Consider the following 17720-nt stretch of genomic DNA (forward strand, 5'->3'; position numbering starts at 1 on the left):
TTTCTATTGGGCAAGTATCCGTGGCGTCATGTACGCCTGTACGTCGCCGCTGTGCCAGTGCACGCCCCTCCAGTCGTCCACTTCGAATGACATCACCATTGTCGCACCCGGTGGGGTTCCGGCTGCAAGATGAGCTGTGGCACCCACACGGGGCAGGAGGTGCGCCATCTCTGCCACGCCGGGGTTATGCGCAAGAACTAAAACTGTGGACCCTTCAGCGCCCTGTATGGCCGCCATCAGCCGTTCTGTATCTGCTAGATAAAGACGGTCTGTGAAGATTCGTTTAACAGCGGAGGGAATTTCCAAAAATTCGAGCGTTTCCGACGTTCGCCGAGATGCAGAGCATAGCACAAGATCAGGTCTGTAGTCTTCGGCGTCGAGCCATTGCCCGATTGCATGTGCGTCTTGCCGACCTTTGTCATCCAAAGGCCGGTCAAAGTCCGTTGCGATCCCCGCCGGCCAACCTGCTTTTGCATGGCGCATCAGAATAAGGCGTCTCATCAACGTTTCCTTAATGTATCGGCCGCATAAACGAGAAGCTCAGACAGCCGGAAACAGGGGAGGGTGCAATATGCAGTAATTTATAAAGTGGTTGTTACTGGCCGCGGATAATGCTGCCTGCACCATGTTCGGTGAAAAGCTCCAACAAGCAGGCGTTAGGGGCTCTCCCGTCCAAAATCACCGCTGCGCGCACGCCACCGTCGATCGCATCAAGCGCAGTTTGCGTTTTGGGTATCATACCACCGGCAATCGTTCCGTCTGCCACCATCTCGCGTATCTGGCTCGCTGTTAGCTCCGTCAGTACGTCGCCTTCGGCATTCTTCACGCCTGCAACGTCGGTGAGCAGCAGCAAGCGGTCTGCCTTCAGCGCAGCTGCAATCGCGCCCGCCGCAGTATCGCCGTTGATGTTAAATGTTTCGCCGTTGCGGCCCATGCCAAGGGGCGCAATCACCGGGATAATCCCTTTGTCGGCTAGATCGCGTAGCAAACGGGGGTTTACTTCGGTCGGTGCGCCAACCAACCCCAGCTCTGGGTCCTCTTGGTCACAGATAATAAGGCCGCTGTCCTTGCCAGACACACCGACGCAACGCCCACCCTGTGCCGTGATCGCTTGCACAATGCGGGCGTTCACAAGGCCCGACAGAACCATCTCAACGATTTCCATCGTGGCAGCGTCGGTCACCCGTTTGCCGTTTACGAATTCGGACTTGATGTTCAGCCGGCCGAGCATGTCATTGATCATCGGGCCGCCGCCGTGAATGATGACGGGGTTCACGCCGACCTGGCGCATAAGTGCTACGTCGCGCGCGAACTCTTCCATCGCATCGTCGCTGCCCATGGCGTGACCGCCTAGCTTGATAACAACGGTCGCGTCAGCGTAACGCTGCAAGTAGGGGAGCGCTTGGCTCAGGGTGCGTGCGGTGGCGATCCAGTCGCGATTCATGTCTTGTTTTCTCATTCTCTGCCTCGGTAAACGCCGAAGTGCTCGTCACTCCAACGTCGCGATAATGGCACGGAGCGTAGGGATGCCCCAGCCCTTTTCAGAAGACGTAACCACGATTTCGGGGTAGGCGGCTGGGTGCTTGGCAAGCGCACCGCGGACCTGATCCAGAACCTTCTGACGCTCAGCTTCTTTAACCTTGTCGGCTTTCGTGAGGACACATTGAAAAGTCACGGCTGAGCTATCCAGCAAGGACATGATTTCGTCATCGACCTTCTTAACGCCATGCCGCGCGTCGATCAGCACAAACGCCCGGCGGAGCGTTTGCCGACCTGAAAGGTACTGTTTCAGCAACCGTTGCCATTTTTCGACGACGGGTAGAGGAGCGTTTGCATAGCCATACCCGGGCAAATCGACGAGGTAGTGATCGTCGGCCGCGGTAAAATAGTTGATCTCTTGCGTGCGCCCCGGCGTGTTGGACGCCCTTGCCAGCGCTTTTGTGCCCGTCAAGGCATTGATCAAAGTCGATTTACCAACGTTTGATCGCCCTGCGAAACACACCTCCATCCGGTCGGCGGGTGGCAGGCCGTCCATCGCGACAACGCCTTTCACAAACAGCGTTTCGCCTGCAAATAGCATGCGGCCTTTTTCGGCTGCATAGGCATCAGGCTCTTCGGCGATGCTAAATTGGACTTGCATGAGTTAAAGTACCTTTACCTGGTCGCTAAGTGCGACGGAGCCTGTGTGAATGACCTTAGCGTATACGCGGAAATCTTGGTGACCCCAAGTGCTCAATACGCGCAATATGTCGATGTCGCGCTCGCCGTTGTGTCGATTCGCGGTGGTCGCTTGGCACCGCTTGGTGGGGTCCCGTACACGTAGGACAGTTTCGCCACGTGACACGTCGTTCCCGACCCAATCAAGCTCGCTCCATGGTGTTGCGGTATCAAACCAAATGGTGCTTTTGACCCGGTGCTCAAATTTGCACAATGCGACCATTCGTTCCCATCTAGACGCGCCGCGCCATGCGCCACCGCCCAGGTCTGGTTCCACGGCATCGACTGCCCCGTGGAGGGCGCTGTATGATCCAGCTCTTCGCGACCGTGGCTTTTGAGCGGGTGGCGATAGAGCTGGGTCACCGTTGTCATTATTTCGGATCACCCTTCCGTCCGAATTTCATGCTGCCTTTAATATTCCCTAGGATATCAGGCTTATAGCCCTGGCTGCGCATGATCAGGTACTGCTGCGTAAAGGTAATCGTGTTGTTTGCGATCCAGTAGACGACGAGGCCAGATGCGAAACCGCCAAGCATGAACATAAAGACCCATGGCATCCATGCAAAGATCATCTGCTGCGTGGGGTCCGTAGGGGCCGGGTTCAGTTTCTGCTGCAGGAACATCGAAATACCCAGCAGCAGCGGTAGGATCCCGATAAAGACCAATGCAAGAACGGTCCCTGCTTCGGGCGCAGCCCATGGCAGCAGTCCATAGAAGTTGAAGATAGATGTCGGGTCTGGGGCGCTCAAATCCTGAAACGGGCCAAAGAAGGGTGCGTGGCGCAGCTCCAACGTGACGAAGATCACTTTGTAGAGGGAAAAGAAAATCGGGATCTGCATCAAAATCGGCAGACAGCCGGCGGCTGGGTTCACTTTCTCGCGTTTATATAGCTCCATCATGCCCTGTTGAAGCTTTTGACGGTCGTCGCCTGCATCCTTTTTCAGCTTCTCCATCTGTGGCTGAAGCTCTTTCATCTTCGCCATCGAAACGTAGGATTTATACGCAAGTGGGAAGAGCAGAGCTTTGATCAGCAACGTCAGGCCGATGATCGCGACACCCATGTTGCCGATCAGCAGGTTTAGATGGTGAAGTACCCAAAAGATCGGTTTGGTCAGGAAAAAGAACCAGCCCCAATCGATGGAGTCGATGAATTTGTACACGCCTTGCGCCTCATAGTCGCGCAAAATTTCCCATTCTTTGGCACCGGCGAACAACTGTGTGGTGACCGTTGCTGTCTGCCCGCTTGCGACAGTTTGCGTCGGCATCACGGATTCGGTTTGAAAAATCTCAGTGCGTGGCAGGTACTTGACTGATAAGCGCGTTGGCTGTGCCGGATCCGGGATCAGGTTGGTCATGAAATAGTGCCCGGTGAAGCCGATCCAGCCGTTGGTTACACCGTCAATACGTTTGGATGACACGCCGTTCACGACATCCAGCTCGGGAATGTCATCCCAAGCGGTCTCAAGCAGTTCACCATTGTTCATGGCGACAAGACCCTCGTGAAGAATGAAGAAATTCTGCGCGTCGCTTGGAATACCGTGGCGTGCAATTAGCCCGTAAGGTGCAAGTGAAACCGAGTTTTCGGAAGTGTTCTCAACCTTCTGTTCGATCTTGAACATATAGTTTTCGTCGATTGAGATGGTGCGTGAGAAAAGCTGACCGGCTTCGTTATCCCAAGTGAGCGTGACAGGGGTTTCGACTGACAGCGTTTCACCTTGGCTAAGTGTCCAAAGGGTGTTTGGTCCTGGAACCTGTTCAGGGGCAATCCCCGCACCTGGAGCCCAGCCGTAAAGCGCATAGTAGGCGTCGGGTGTGCCTGCAGGTGATAGCAAGCTTACGATGGGAGCATCGTCTTCGATAGTTGTGTTGTAATCCTTCAAATGAAGGTCATCGACCCGCCCCCCTAGCAGCGAGATTGAGCCGGAAATGCGCGCCGTTTCAACGGGGATACGCGGCGCTTCTTCGAGAGCTGCCGTTGCTTCGTCCGACGCGTCGGTAACATTGTCGGCTGCGCCGGCACTTGAAGGGACAACAGCTTCTGTCGAGGTCGCGTCCGTCACTTGCTGTGTGGCAGCCGGGTCAGTGACGGTTTCGGTTTCCGGAGGCGGAAACAACACGAACCATCCTAGGATGACTATGAAACTTAGAACCGTCGCGAAAATGAGATTCTTGTTTTGATCGTCCATGTGACCGTCACCTGATGCCTGTAATATCAGCGTGGGTTCAACAGAGTAAGGCACCAAAGGTCAAGTAGATTCGCCTTTTCCCCTTTGGTGCACACTGATCTGCCGAAGCCAAACATCAACGAATGCCACCTACCACACCGGGCAGACGTGTCAGTTTTTGGCTATGTGTATGCATCCAAGTGGTCGCTTCGTGTATCTGCATGGGCGGCGCGATGCCGTCGCCTTGAACATGGTCGCAGCCCAGTTGAGACAATAAGCTATGCTCTCCGGCGGTTCGTATATCACAGGCCAGAGTTTCGACGCCTAAATCATGAGCCATCGCAACTACCGCTGACAGGATGCGGCGACGGTTGGGGTGGTTATCAACGTCATTAGTGAGAGACGGGTCGATAATAGCTAGGTCAACGCCGCATTTCTGAATGGTCTCAACGCAATGTGGGCCGCTGCCAAAACCGTGAAGCGCGATACTGCATCCTAGTGTGCGAAGGTCACGGCATGTGGAAATCAGTGGGTGAGAAGGCGTATGCTGGCAAAGGTGTTGCGGTAGGGCTAGTCGCAAAGTACCGGGTTTGACGTCAAGACGATCAAGTTCCCATTCCAGTTTTGCCGCCAGCTGCACGTCATCCACTTGCTCGGTAGAAAGGCTGCATGTGATGAGAATAGGAAAGTGAGGCGCTCGTTGCAGGGTTTTGGCCCTGTGCAGCGCGTGGGTCAGACTGCTGAAGTGACTGAAAAGGGTTTCATCCTCTGCAATTTCCGAGGTGCTGACCGGCGCGGTCATGTCGGTGTTCATGCTGGTGTGGCAGGCCGGAACTGCAGAAAATCCGGTGATCATGCCGGAATGGGTGGATATCTGAGGCTGAAATAGAGTTCGAGCGTGCTGCCTCGGTTCCCGAGGTGTAGGATCGGTGCCGCCGCTTGGTCGGGCAGTGGCCGTCCTATCCAGGGGGCGCGGGTGCGTTGGTTCTGATGGTGTATTACGCCAGCTATCTGAAGCCAAATACAGCAAAGGGGGGGCGACAAAGCCGATGATAATCAACCCCTGCCAGCCGAACCAAAATACGGACAGCGCAAACCCAAGCAAGAGCAAGAGACCAGCGGGTAGATGGCGGCGGGTTGTGCCGCGCCTCGAAAGATTGGGTTTAAGATCGTGTTGCAAATGAAGCCTCGGCTGACAGTGTTACCGCCATACCGATAGCCCTTGCCTCTGACCAAAAGATTAATGTTCTGCCTTTGATCTAAAGGATTTGAATTAAACCCTCAGCTTTTCGAGGGTTTACTTGTCTCGACTGAGTCCTGCAAAATCAAACAGGTTCGGATCCAACAGATGCGAAGGGCGTGCGTTCATCAGCGCGCGGAACATCACCTGACGGCGTCCGGGGCTATTCGCCTCCCAGCCGTCTAGAATCGATTTTACCTGCTGGCGTTGCAGACCGTCTTGCGAGCCGCACAAATCACACGGAATGATTGGATAATTCATGGCAGTAGAGAATTTTTCGCAATCGACCTCCGCAACATGGGCGAGGGGGCGGTATAGGAACAGATCGCCTTCTTCGTTCACGAGTTTTGGCGGCATGGTCGCCAAGCGCCCGCCATGAAACAGGTTCATGAAAAACGTCTCTAGAATATCATCACGGTGGTGGCCTAGGACAACAGCGGTACATCCTTCTTCGCGTGCGATGCGATAGAGGTGCCCCCGACGAAGCCTACTGCACAACGCACAGAATGTGCGGCCCGCGGGTATTTTATCCATGACGATGGAATAGGTATCTTGGTATTCGATGCGGTGTTTGACACCCATCTTTTCAAGAAACGCGGGCAAGACCGTGGCGGGGAAATTGGGCTGACCTTGATCGAGGTTGCAGGCGACCAGTTCGACGGGCAGAAGACCGCGCCATTGGAGCTCGTGCAAGATGGCCAGCAGGGTGTAGCTATCTTTGCCCCCGGACATGCAAACCAGCCATTTGCCGCCGGGTTCGATCATCCCGTATTGCTCAATCGCCTCGCGCGTTTGTCGCACAAGACGTTTGCGCAGTTTGCGAAACTCGGTGCTTTGGGGGGCACCGTTGAAGAGCGGGTGAATATCTTCGGGTTGATCAAGCATGGGCTTGGCTTAGTGCAACTGGGTTTGCCGATCAAGCGCCAGTGCATGTGTATGGCGGCGATTGGTGATGTAGGGAAAAGGAGTGAAGAGGAAGGGCTAGTCCGGTACGTTGTCGATGCCGCTATCGCCCCAAGGGTGGCAGCGAGCGATGCGCTGCAGGGTGAGCCAGCCGCCCTTGATGCCGCCATGTTTAGCAAGTGCTTCCAGCGCATATGCGCTGCATGTCGGGTGGTATCGGCAGTTGTGGCCAACCCAGGGGCTGAAGACGAGGCGATACCCTTTCACGGGCAGCGCCAAAACGCGCGCCAAAGGGGTCACTTTTTTGAACCAGAGTGTTGCTTGCCGTGGAGGATCCCCAAGGCTTTGGTGAAATCCGACTGCAGTTTGTCAAAGGGGAGGGAAGCCGTGGCATCGCTGCGACCTACGAGGACATAATCCATACCGTCGCGTCCCTCGTGAGGGAGCGTCAGGCGTGCGACTTCGCGTAGACGTCGTTTGGCCCGATTGCGCGCGACGGCGTTGCCCACTTTTTTAGAGCAGGTGAACCCAACCCGTATGCCATCGGCTTCGCCCGCTGCGCGTTTACGCATCTGCAGGATGAAACCGGGCATGGCGACCCGAGGGGCGCGGGACGCCCGTTGAAAGTCGGGGCGATTTTTGAGCGTTTGCACACGTAAAGAAACCGCCGGAAGGGTTTCCTCTGGTGTGGCGATGCTGCCATCCATAGGTGCCTCCGACGGTGTCATATCTTTTTGAAACCGAGGTCGCGTATTACGCGCTCAGTTCCTTCCGGCCTTGTGCACGGCGCGCGTTGATGATCTTGCGACCCGCTTTGGTTGCCATGCGTGCGCGGAAACCGTGGCGCCGTTTGCGCACAAGGTTTGAAGGTTGATAGGTGCGTTTCATCGCTCCGACTCCACTTTATACTTTAGCACGCGACCAGATTCGGCGCGTCACTGTCATTTCAAGCCCTGCTCCTAAAGCTGCAGCACGGGCAAGTCAAACCCTTGGTGCCGTTATTTCGGCCTTTGCAACAAATTAAGCCAGCTTATCTGCGCAATGTTACAGTTTTCTTGGGAATTGCCGTGACATCGTCATAAAAGCCGCCTTCACATCAACCACACGTGAGCACCCTATCTGACTGGCGATATTTGACCCATCTAATAAGGAGCAACTTATACCCTTTTGAAAGTGACCCGACAATATGTCCGCACAAGCCTCTGAAAAGCCTTCGTGGTTTCGCTACTTGCCCTTTGTGGCCATCTTGGCGGTCGCGGTGATCGGCTATTTCGCCCTGCGCGATTACCTTACCTTCGAGACGCTGCGCGACAACCGCGAGGCGCTGATCGCTTTTCGTGACCAGCACTACGCGCTGACGATCCTCGTTTTTCTGGGCATTTATATCATGATTGTGGGGTTTTCCCTTCCAGGGGCGAGTGTGGCAACAATCACTGGCGGTTTTCTATTCGGGACAGTGTTCGGCGTTCTGGCAAATGTCACCGGCGCGACACTGGGGGCGGTCGTGATCTTTCTTGCCGCGCGTATGGGTCTCGGAGAGACATTGAAGGCGCGCATGGACGCGTCGGAGGGGCTTGTGCGGAAGGTCAAAGCGGGCATTGACGAAAACCAGTGGTCGATGCTTTTCTTCATACGATTGGTGCCCGTGGTGCCCTTCTTTGTGGCGAACCTTATTCCTGCCTTTCTGGGCGTGCCTCTTTATCGCTTTGTGATCTCTACCTTTCTAGGGATCATTCCCGGGTCGCTTGTGTTCACCTCAATCGGTGCTGGGCTGGGTTCCGTTTTTGCACGGGGTGAAACGCCAGACTTCGGCATTATATTCGAACCTCACATCCTGCTTCCTATTCTGGGGCTTTGCGCTTTGTCGGTGCTGCCCGTCGTGTTGAAAGCTGTCACCGGCAAAAAGGAACTTTTGAAATGAACCGCATTAAAACCGACCTGTTGATCATTGGCGCAGGCTCCGGCGGGTTGTCCGTCGCGGCGGGGGCGTCACAAATGGGGGCGGATGTTGTGCTGCTTGAAGGGCACAAGATGGGCGGCGACTGCCTGAACTTTGGTTGCGTGCCGTCGAAGGCGCTGATTGCTACGGGCAAAGCGGCCTATGGGCAGCGGCACAGCGCGGAATATGGCGTGGCCAATGCGGCGGGCGAGGTGGATTACGCCGCTGCAAAAGATCATGTGGCGGACGTGATTGCGCAGATCGCGCCCGTCGATAGTCAGGAACGCTTCGAAGGCTTCGGGGTTAACGTGATCCGGGAGTACGGGCGCTTCATCTCCGAAGACGAAGTGCAGGCCGGAGATACGGTGATCAAGGCGCGGCGCATCGTCATCGCGACGGGATCATCGCCGCTGGTGCCCCCGATTACAGGTCTGGATAAAACGCCATACGAGACGAACGAGACGTTGTTCAATCTGCGCGAGAAGCCCGAGCATCTGCTGATCATCGGTGGCGGGCCGATCGGGATGGAAATGGCGCAGGCCCATATACGCATGGGGTGCAAGGTTACCGTGATCGAGGGAGATAAAGCGCTTTCAAAGGACGACCCCGAACTTGCCGCCATCGTTTTGCAAACGCTCAAGGACGAAGGCATCGAGATTGCAGAAGGCGCGCAAGCTGCTGAAATCCGCGGGGATGTCGGGGCGATAGAGGTGGAGGCAAAAGACGGGCGCGTGTTCAAAGGCTCGCATCTTCTGGTGGCCGTCGGCCGCAAGGCAAATACGGATCGTCTGGACCTGGAAAAGGCGGGGATCGAACCGATCAAGAACGGGATCAAGGTTGACGATTCCCTGCGCACCACCAACCGCAAGGTCTATGCCATTGGCGACGTCGCAGGCGGGATGCAATTTACCCATGTTGCGGGCTATCACGGCGGCGTCGTGATCCGGTCGCTGATGTTCGCCCTGCCTGCCAAGGCGAAGACGGCGCATATCCCTTGGGCCACCTACACCGACCCAGAACTGTCGCAAGTCGGCCTGACCGAGGCGCAAGCCAAAGAGAAACACGGTGACAAGCTGGAGGTCGTGCGCTTTCACTATAACCACAATGATCGCGCCATCGCGGAGCGGAAAACCAAAGGTTTGATCAAGGTCATGGTGGTCAAGGGGTGCCCCGTGGGCGCAAGCATCGTCGGTTACCAAGCAGGAGAGTTGATCAACCTGTGGGCTTTGGCGCTGGCAAATAACATGAAAATGAGCCAGATTGCGTCTATGGTTGCACCTTACCCTACCATCGGCGAAATCAACAAACGTGCGGCGGGGGCGTATTTCAGCCCGCGTCTGTTCGAAAGCGATTTGGTCAAGACTGTCGTTCGACTGGTGCAGCGGTTCATCCCATAAAGCGCGCGCCTATGCTCAAATCCCTCTCTGGCAGGCTTCTTATTCTGACCACCATCTTTGTGATGCTGGCAGAAGTGTTGATCTTTGTGCCCTCTATCGCACGGTTTCGCGAAGAATACATGATGAACCGGCTAGAGAGGGCGCAGATTGCGTCGCTGACCCTGCTCGCAAGCGATATGATCGACCCCGAGCTTGAGGCAGAGCTGTTGCGCACTGCGCAGGTGTTTAATGTGGTGCTGCGGCGGGACCGCATACGGCAATTGGCACTGTCCTCCCCGATGTCGCAGACGATCAAAGAGACATACGATCTGCGCGATGCCTCCGCATGGGTGTTGATTCGCGATGCGTTCCATCAGCTCGCCGAAACAGAGCCGGGGGTGATCCGCGTGATCGGTGCCCCGGTACAGGATGCGGGCCTGCTGATCGAAATCACGATGGAGGCGGGCTCCTTACGGACGGCCATGATCGACTATGGTATTCGCATTCTGGTGCTTTCTGCCGCCATCTCGATGATCACGGCGTTTTTGCTGTTTCTGACCATGCGGGCGTTTTTGCTTAAGCCGATCAAGGGTGTGGTCGGGCATATGCAGAACTACGCTCTTGCCCCCGAGGATGCGCGACGAATCATTTCGCCTTCTGCTGGTGTGACAGAGGTGCGCGAGGCCGAGGAAGCATTGATGAAGCTTGAAACCGAACTGACCCAAGCCCTGCGCCAGAAAGAGCGTCTGGCGCAGCTGGGGCAGGCGGTGAGCAAGATCAGCCACGATCTGCGTAACATACTGACATCGGCACAACTGTTTACCGACCGGATCGAAATGTCCGAGGATCCGACGGTCAAACGCATGGCCCCCAAGCTGGTCAGCTCAATCACCCGCGCCGTGCACCTGTGCGAATCCACGCTGGCCTTTGGCCGCGCAGAAGAGCCAAGTCCGACGCTGACGGTCACGCCACTGTTGCGCATCGTCGATGACGTCGTTGATAGCGAGCGGCTGGCGATCAACGGGGCGGACCTTACGTTCACCTGCGACGTGCCGCAAGATTTGCACGTGCGCGCCGATCCGGAGCATTTGTTCAGGGTCTTGGCGAATCTTGTGCGCAACGCCCGACAGGCGATCATCGCCACGGGTAAATCCGGCGAAATCATCGTTGCTGCCAGTGAACAGGCCGGCGACTGGGTGATCCGCGTCAGCGACAACGGCCCCGGCCTTCCCCCAAAGGCGCGGGAGCATCTGTTTACTGCGTTCAAGGGCGGTGCGCGCAAGGGGGGCTCCGGTCTGGGCCTTGCCATCGCGGCAGAGCTGGTGCGCGGTCACGGTGGGACGCTCAAACTGTCAGAGACAAGCGCGTCGGGCACGGTTTTCATTGTGACATTGCCCAAGGGCGACGGGTCTTTCTAATTTGTTTGAAGAAAATTCACGTTAGGCAAAAGAAGGGGTTGCAAACCCCCGCGCCCAGAACTAAACCCCGCCTTAACGGACCGATAGCTCAGCTGGATAGAGTACCTGACTACGAATCAGGGGGTCGGGGGTTCGAATCCTCCTCGGTCCGCCACTTTCAAACATCGTTAGATTTTGAACTTGGCGGCATAACCGTCCGCATTTGTTCATAATATAATTGATCACCCTGCACGCATGATCGCGCGCTGGGCTGTTTGTGTTTAATCGTTTGGTTTTATGGGGGTATGGCCCCTGGGGGCGAGGTAACCCGCGCGGGTGCAAGGGCGCGCGGGTTGTTGGTGTGGGTGCCTCATGCGGCAGGCTTAGGCGATGGCCTCGTCCCAGCCGGTGTCCTGATCCGCCAGTTTGACACGGGTCGGCAGACCGATGGTGTCGAGCAGGGCGAACAGCGGCTTTGGGTCCAGCTCTTCGACGTTCACCATCGTGCCGGTGTCATAGGTGCCATCGGCAATCAGCATCGCCATCGCCACGGGGGGCACGCCAGCGGTATAGGAAATGCCCTGGCTGCCGACCTCGTTATAGGCGTCCTTGTGGTCGGCGACGTTGTAGACAAACACCTCTACATCCTTGCCGTCCTTGGTGCCTTTGACCAGATCGCCAATGCAGGTCTTGCCAGTATAGTTCGGGGCAAGGGTCGATGGGTCGGGTAGCACGGCTTTGACCACCTTCAGCGGCACGACCTCGAGCCCTTCGGCGGTCACAACGGGCTGTTCAGACAGCAGGCCAAGGTTCTGCAGCACGGTGAAGACATTGATGTAGTGATCACCAAAGCCCATCCAGAAGCGCACGTCGGCCTCCGGATAGTTCGCGGCAAGCGAATGCACCTCGTCATGGCCGGACATATAGGCCTTTTGCTTGCCAACGACGGGCAGATCCCATTCGCGGCCGACCTCGAACATCTTGTTCTCTTGCCACGCGCCTTCCTGCCAGCTGTAGACCGTGCCGGTGAATTCGCGGAAGTTGATCTCGGGGTCGAAGTTGGTCGAGAAATACTTGCCGTGATTGCCTGCGTTGATGTCGACGATGTCGATGGATTTCACGTCGTCCATGAATTCGTCCACGGCGAAACGGGCGAAGGCGTTAACCATACCGGGATCGAAGCCTGCCCCCAGAATGGCGGTGGTGTTGGCCTTGGCGCAATCCTCGCGGCGTTTCCATTCGTAGTTGCCGTACCACGGTGGTGTTTCACAGATTTTGGTCGGATCTTCGTGAATGGCCGTGTCGATATAGGCGACACCGGTGCGGATGCAGGCTTCGAGCACGGTCATGTTCACGAAGGGCGAACCGACATTGATCACAATTTGCACGCCGAGGTCGTTGATCAGCGCCTCTACCGCGTCGCTGTCCATCCCGTCGACCGCATGGGCCTTGAATACGCCGTCCTGTTTCATCGCGCCTTTGGCATGCACGCTTTCAATGATCGCTTCGCATTTTGACACGGTGCGGCTGGCGATATGCAGATCGCCCAACACGTCATTATTTTGCGCGCATTTATGCGCCACGACCTGAGCCACGCCACCGGCGCCGATGATAAGAACGTTACGTTTCATGTATTCAGTACACCTCTTGTAAGAGAAGGGTTAGGAGAGGGCGGATTTGAAATCCTCGTAATCGAATGACCGGACCGATGTGATCGTTCCATCAAGTTCACGAATGGCGATGCCGGGCATCTTGACGCCGTTGAACCAGTTCTTCTTGACCATAGTATAGCCCGCAGCGTCCTGAAACGAAATGCGGTCGCCGGGTTTAAGCGGGGCGTCGAACTTGAACTCGCCAAAGATGTCGCCTGCAAGGCAGGATTTGCCGCAGATCATCCAGTCGTGGTCGCCGGTGTTCGGGGCCACTTTGGCGGGCTCGCGGTAGATCAGCAAATCAAGCATATGCGCCTCGATGGAGCTGTCGACGATGGCAAGGTTCTTGCCGTTGTGCAGCGTGTCGAGCACGGTCGTCTCTAGCGTGGCGGCACCGGTAATCGCGGCTTCGCCCGGTTCGAGGTAGACCTGCACGCCATAGGTATCCGACAGGGTTTTCAACCGCGCGGCCAGACGGTCCAGCGGGTAGTCTTCGCCGGTAAAATGGATGCCACCACCAAGGCTGATCCAGTCCATCCGGTGGATCGTGTCGCCAAAGCGGTCCTCGATCAACGTCAGCATGTCAGCGAAACGGTCAAAATCGTCATTCTCGCAGTTGTTGTGGAACATCAGCCCGGTGATGCGATCGGCTACGGCAGCGATCTGCGCCGGATCATGTTCCCCCAAACGGCTGAAGGGGCGGGCGGGGTCGGCCAGATCGAATTCCGATGTCGATACACCGGGGTTCACCCGCAGCCCGCGCGTATGCCCTGCCGATGCCACATCGAAACGGTCCAGCTGCCCGATGGAGTTGAAGATGATCTTGTCGCTATTGGCCAGCACCTCGGCGATCTCGTCATCGTCGTAGGCCACTGAATAGGCTTGGGTTTCGCCGCCGAATTTCTCGTACCCCAGTTTGACCTCATAGAGCGAGGAGGAAGTGGACCCATCCATATACTGCGCCATGAAGTCAAAGACCGACCATGTGGCAAAGCATTTCAACGCCAGCAAGGATTTCGCGCCGGATGCCTCGCGCAACCAGGCGATCTTTTCCATGTTTGCCTGAAGGCGAGATTTGTCGATCAGATAATACGGGGTCTTCATGGCAGATCCTTTACAAAACGACGCAGACGCGGTGCGCGTTCCGATTAGGGGATGTTGCCGTTCAACGCAAACTCTGATGTGCCACGAACGGAGGACGCAGCGGCGGCGTGCGGGGATGCGGCTGGTGCTTAGTTACTGCGAAAAATGCGTGACTCGCCGATCATCTGTTCCAGCGCCGCGATCCTTTCGGCACTCTGGTCGGAGCTGCGCGATTGCACGTCGGCGACCAGCGCTTCGATCAGAAAGTTAATCGCCAGCGTTGAATCCCAGCTCGACGGCACCTCGACCATGGCGCGGAAACAGTGGCGGGCGTGTTTTTCGATAGGCGACCCCCAAGCATCGGTGAACAGCACGATGGTCGCGCCTTGCTTGACCGCAAGATCGGCGAGCTTTTCCAGCTCTTTTTCGTAGCGGCGGATGTCAAAGACGATCAACACTGAACCCGCGTCCATATCCAGCAAGGATTGCGGCCATGCACTGGGGGAGGAATCGAGCAGGGTGACCTGCGGCCGGATGATCTGCAGGTGGTTGAAAAAGTAATGCGCGTTGGACCGCGTGATCCGCCCGCCCAGCAGATAGAGCCTGTGCGACGGATCGGAAAGCAGCGCCGCAACCTCGTCGAATTCAGCCAGATCAAGCCGTTCAAGCGTGCGGTTTACATTGCCCGATACCGCCTGAATAAAGCGCGATACCACGTGATCGCTGCTGTCACCGGGGGTGTCGAGCTTGGCCAGCGGCTTTTTCATCCGTGCGCCGATTTCGTCGCGGATGGCGTCCTGCATATCCGAGAAACCGTCGAACCCCAGCTTGCGCGCCAGCCGGATGATGGTGGGCGATGAGACTTCGGCCAGCTCGGCCAGCCGTGTGATGGATTGCAGCCCCGTGAGCAACTGGTCGTCCAGCAGAACAGCCGACAGTTTACGCTCTGCCGCCGTTAGCTCGGTCTGCTTTTCTTTCAGCAGATCGCGGACCAGTGCTTTTTTGTGCAACTCATGTTCCTTTCGGTACAGCGCAGATCAGTGTGAAGCAAAGATTACAGAAAAAATCTTGACAGGCTAGAAAATTCTGTAGTGATTGTGAGGCAACAAGACGATAGGGGCACCGTGACCAATACCGACTGGAATGCCGTAAACATCGTGAACCCGCAGGGGCAGGGGGGCTGGCTGTTGGTGTGTGAACACGCCTCGCGCCGGATACCCGATGCGCTGGACGGGTTGGGGTTGTCCCCTGCGGCAAGCTGTTCGCACGCCGCGTGGGACATCGGCGCGCTGGATGTGGCGCACGCGCTGTCAGATGCTCTGGACGCGCCTTTGGTGGCCGGTGACATCTCCCGTCTGGTCTATGATTGTAACCGCCCGCTTGCGGCCCCGGACTGTATTCCGGCGCGCAGCGAGATTTATGACATCCCCGGAAATGCCGCTTTGGACGATGCCGGACGGCAGCAGCGTTTTGATCAGGTGCATACGCCATTTCACGATGCGGTCGCCCGTCTTCGCGAAAGCTGGCAGCCCACCAAAGCCGCACCGGTGCTGGTCACGATCCACAGCTTTACGCCTGTCTATAACGGGGCGACCCGCGCGGTTGAACTCGGCTTTCTCTACCACGCGCAGCCCGCCGCCGCGCAGGCCTTGCTGGCGGTTGAACAGGCGCGGGGGCGCTATGCGTCGGCGTTGAACGAACCCTATGCCGCGACGGATGGCGTGACCTATACGCTTGAAAAACATGGCGACGCGCAGGCGCTGCCCGCCGTGATGATCGAGATTCGCAATGATCTGATCGATACACCCGAAAAAGCGCAGTCCATGGCGCGGCATCTGGCCGAAAGCCTGACCCAAGCCTTTCCCATCCCCGACAGCGAGGCCGCAGAATGAACGCGATGCGCAGATATATCCGGGTGGTCGACGGCTTTAACTATGGCCTTGGCCGGATCATGATGTACGGGATTTTCGTGCTCATGGGGATCCTGCTGTGGTCGTCCTATAACAAGACATTCGCCTCGCCGCAGATCTGGACGCTGGAAATGGCGCAGTTCGTGATGGTGGGCTACTACATCCTTGGCGGGCCTTATGCTTTGCAGATGGGCGCGAACGTGCGGATGGACCTGTTCTATGCCGAATTGACCCCGCGCAAGAAGGCTTGGACGGACTGTATCACCGTCTTTTTCCTCCTGATATATCTGGTGATCCTGCTATGGGGCGGTATCGAATCCACGATGTATTCGTTCAAATACGGGGGGGAGCGCAGCCCGACCGCGTGGCGCCCCTATATGTGGCCGGTCAAAGTGACCATGTGCATCGGCATCACCCTGATGCTGCTTCAAGCTGTCTCTGAACTGTTCAAGGACATCCTTTTCCTCAAATCGGCAGAGGAGACCCGCGATGCCCTATGAGTTGATCGCCATCCTGATGTTTTCGACCATGATGCTGATGCTGCTGACCGGACAGCGCGTGTTCGGGGCCATCGGCTTTGTCGCGGTGATTGCGGCGCTGTTTCTTTGGGGGGATCGCGGCGGCTATGACATCGGGTTCTCTGCCGCGATCAAGCTGATGCGTTGGTATCCGCTGCTGACCCTGCCGATGTTCATCTTCATGGGGTACGTGCTGTCGGAAAGTAAAATTGCCGACGATCTATATAAAATGTTTCACGTGTGGATGGGCGGTTTGCGCGGCGGGCTGGCCATCGGGACGATCGGGCTGATGGTGCTGATCTCTGCCATGAACGGCCTGTCGGTGGCGGGCATGGCGATTGGGGCCACGATTGCGCTGCCCGAGCTTTTGAAACGCAATTATGACAAGCTGATGGTGACAGGGGTCATTCAGGCGGGGTCCAGCCTTGGCATCCTTGTGCCGCCGTCGGTCGTGCTGGTGCTCTATGCGATGATTGCGCGGCAACCAGTGGGGCAGCTGTGGCTGGCTGGCGCGATCCCGGGGCTGATGATGGCCACGATGTTCATCATCTATATCGCCATCCGCTGCCGCCTGAACCCCGATCTGGGCCCCGCCCTTTCCGCCGAGGAACGCGATGTGGGTTGGCCCGAAAAGCTGCGCTTGCTGCGCGCGGGCCTGCTGCCTGTGGTGATCTTTGCCGTGATGATGGTGCCCTTTGTGAACGGCTGGACATCGCTTGTCGAAAGCTCTGCCATTGGTGCGATTGCGGCCTTTCTGGCTGCGGTGCTCAAGGGGCGGATGACGCGGGCGGTGTTCGAGACGTCGGTGCGCCAGACCCTTGCGATCACTTGCATGTTCATGTGGATCATCCTCGCCGCGCTGGCCTTTGGTGCGGTGTTCGACGGGCTTGGGGCGGTCAAGGCGATTGAAAACCTGTTTACCGAACAATGGGGCCTGAACCCTTGGGTGATCCTGATCCTCATGCAGCTGTCGTTTCTGGTCATGGGGACGTTTCTGGACGACACGGCGATGCTGGTCATCGTGGCCCCGCTTTACGTGCCGCTGGTAGGTGCGCTCGGGTTCGATCTGGTGTGGTATGGTGTGCTTTATACGATCACCTGCCAGATCGCCTATATGACGCCGCCCTTTGGTTATAACCTGTTCCTGATGCGCGCCATGGCCCCGCCAGAGATCACGATCCGCGATATCTACCGGTCGATCATCCCCTTTGTCGGGGTCATGGTGCTGGCGCTCGCGGTGGTCATGATCTTCCCGCAGATCGCGCTTTGGCTGCCGGACTATGTCTATGGAAAATAAGCATTAACAACCAAGCGGTCAGA

Annotated in this window: 18 protein-coding genes and 1 tRNA gene; 7 read left to right on the forward strand and 12 right to left on the reverse strand. The window is 57.0% G+C overall.

Features of this window, described 5'->3' with window-relative positions; genetic code table 11:
* Window positions 1-3: 3 nt before the first annotated feature.
* From IV89_RS04605 to rpmH, 9 genes are all read right to left on the reverse strand, one after another.
* On the reverse strand, window positions 4-501 hold the full coding sequence (locus IV89_RS04605) for a histidine phosphatase family protein (protein ID WP_037944855.1): 498 nt from the start codon (window positions 499-501) through the stop codon (window positions 4-6).
* Between the two features lie 94 nt (window positions 502-595).
* The gene (argB, locus tag IV89_RS04610) at window positions 596-1459 is read right to left on the reverse strand and encodes an acetylglutamate kinase (RefSeq protein ID WP_174226614.1); all 864 of its coding nucleotides are present in this window, start codon (window positions 1457-1459) and stop codon (window positions 596-598) included.
* 30 nt (window positions 1460-1489) lie between these two features.
* The gene (yihA, locus tag IV89_RS04615) at window positions 1490-2140 is read right to left on the reverse strand and encodes a ribosome biogenesis GTP-binding protein YihA/YsxC (protein WP_037944854.1); all 651 of its coding nucleotides are present in this window, start codon (window positions 2138-2140) and stop codon (window positions 1490-1492) included.
* A 448-nt stretch (window positions 2141-2588) separates the two neighbouring features.
* Complete coding sequence (gene yidC / locus IV89_RS04625; RefSeq protein WP_037944852.1) at window positions 2589-4403, reverse strand: membrane protein insertase YidC; 1815 nt, start codon at window positions 4401-4403, stop codon at window positions 2589-2591.
* Window positions 4404-4518: 115 nt separating this feature from the next.
* Complete coding sequence (locus tag IV89_RS04630) at window positions 4519-5562, reverse strand: EAL domain-containing protein (RefSeq protein ID WP_340269390.1); 1044 nt, start codon at window positions 5560-5562, stop codon at window positions 4519-4521.
* A 117-nt stretch (window positions 5563-5679) separates the two neighbouring features.
* A complete protein-coding gene (gene ttcA / locus IV89_RS04635) occupies window positions 5680-6507 on the reverse strand; it encodes a tRNA 2-thiocytidine(32) synthetase TtcA (protein ID WP_037944849.1) in 828 nt (275 codons plus the stop codon).
* A gap of 96 nt (window positions 6508-6603) precedes the next feature.
* Window positions 6604-6825: a membrane protein insertion efficiency factor YidD gene (gene yidD, locus IV89_RS04640; protein WP_037944847.1), complete on the reverse strand. Its 222-nt coding sequence runs from the start codon at window positions 6823-6825 to the stop codon at window positions 6604-6606.
* Window positions 6822-7232: a ribonuclease P protein component gene (gene rnpA / locus IV89_RS04645; RefSeq protein ID WP_037944845.1), complete on the reverse strand. Its 411-nt coding sequence runs from the start codon at window positions 7230-7232 to the stop codon at window positions 6822-6824. The genes yidD and rnpA overlap by 4 nt, the downstream gene beginning before the upstream one ends.
* 46 nt (window positions 7233-7278) lie before the next feature.
* Complete coding sequence (gene rpmH, locus IV89_RS04650; RefSeq protein WP_005849748.1) at window positions 7279-7413, reverse strand: 50S ribosomal protein L34; 135 nt, start codon at window positions 7411-7413, stop codon at window positions 7279-7281.
* Between the two features lie 298 nt (window positions 7414-7711).
* Here rpmH and IV89_RS04655 point away from each other — a divergent pair, with 298 nt between their 5' ends.
* From IV89_RS04655 to IV89_RS04670, 4 genes are all read left to right on the forward strand, one after another.
* Window positions 7712-8446 (forward strand): TVP38/TMEM64 family protein, encoded by a 735-nt coding sequence (locus IV89_RS04655; RefSeq protein ID WP_009825278.1) that lies wholly within the window; start codon window positions 7712-7714, stop codon window positions 8444-8446.
* Complete coding sequence (locus IV89_RS04660; RefSeq protein ID WP_037944840.1) at window positions 8443-9861, forward strand: FAD-dependent oxidoreductase; 1419 nt, start codon at window positions 8443-8445, stop codon at window positions 9859-9861. The genes IV89_RS04655 and IV89_RS04660 overlap by 4 nt, the downstream gene beginning before the upstream one ends.
* Before the next feature lie 11 nt (window positions 9862-9872).
* A complete protein-coding gene (locus tag IV89_RS04665) occupies window positions 9873-11258 on the forward strand; it encodes a HAMP domain-containing sensor histidine kinase (protein WP_037944838.1) in 1386 nt (461 codons plus the stop codon).
* A gap of 77 nt (window positions 11259-11335) precedes the next feature.
* Window positions 11336-11412, forward strand: a tRNA-Arg gene (locus IV89_RS04670).
* 208 nt (window positions 11413-11620) lie between these two features.
* On the opposite strand, the gene IV89_RS04675 is transcribed toward IV89_RS04670, so the two are convergent.
* From IV89_RS04675 to IV89_RS04685, 3 genes are all read right to left on the reverse strand, one after another.
* On the reverse strand, window positions 11621-12868 hold the full coding sequence (locus IV89_RS04675) for a saccharopine dehydrogenase family protein (protein ID WP_037944836.1): 1248 nt from the start codon (window positions 12866-12868) through the stop codon (window positions 11621-11623).
* A 30-nt stretch (window positions 12869-12898) separates the two neighbouring features.
* A complete protein-coding gene (locus IV89_RS04680; protein WP_037944834.1) occupies window positions 12899-13993 on the reverse strand; it encodes a carboxynorspermidine decarboxylase in 1095 nt (364 codons plus the stop codon).
* Window positions 13994-14121: 128 nt separating this feature from the next.
* Window positions 14122-14982: a MurR/RpiR family transcriptional regulator gene (locus IV89_RS04685; protein ID WP_009825273.1), complete on the reverse strand. Its 861-nt coding sequence runs from the start codon at window positions 14980-14982 to the stop codon at window positions 14122-14124.
* Window positions 14983-15096: 114 nt separating this feature from the next.
* On the opposite strand from IV89_RS04685, the gene IV89_RS04690 reads away from it, so the two are divergent.
* The 3 genes from IV89_RS04690 to IV89_RS04700 are packed head-to-tail and all read left to right on the forward strand — an operon-like array spanning window position 15097 to window position 17697.
* A complete protein-coding gene (locus IV89_RS04690) occupies window positions 15097-15864 on the forward strand; it encodes an N-formylglutamate amidohydrolase (RefSeq protein ID WP_037944832.1) in 768 nt (255 codons plus the stop codon).
* Window positions 15861-16382, forward strand: coding sequence for a TRAP transporter small permease subunit (locus IV89_RS04695; RefSeq protein WP_005849730.1), 522 nt, complete (start codon window positions 15861-15863; stop codon window positions 16380-16382). Before IV89_RS04690 ends, IV89_RS04695 begins: the two co-directional genes overlap by 4 nt.
* Window positions 16372-17697, forward strand: coding sequence for a TRAP transporter large permease subunit (locus IV89_RS04700; RefSeq protein WP_005849728.1), 1326 nt, complete (start codon window positions 16372-16374; stop codon window positions 17695-17697). Before IV89_RS04695 ends, IV89_RS04700 begins: the two co-directional genes overlap by 11 nt.
* The last annotated feature ends 23 nt before the right edge of the window (window positions 17698-17720 follow it).

Origin of the sequence: Sulfitobacter sp. CB2047 (assembly GCF_000735125.2) — a bacterium.
Taxonomy (GTDB): domain Bacteria; phylum Pseudomonadota; class Alphaproteobacteria; order Rhodobacterales; family Rhodobacteraceae; genus Sulfitobacter; species Sulfitobacter pontiacus.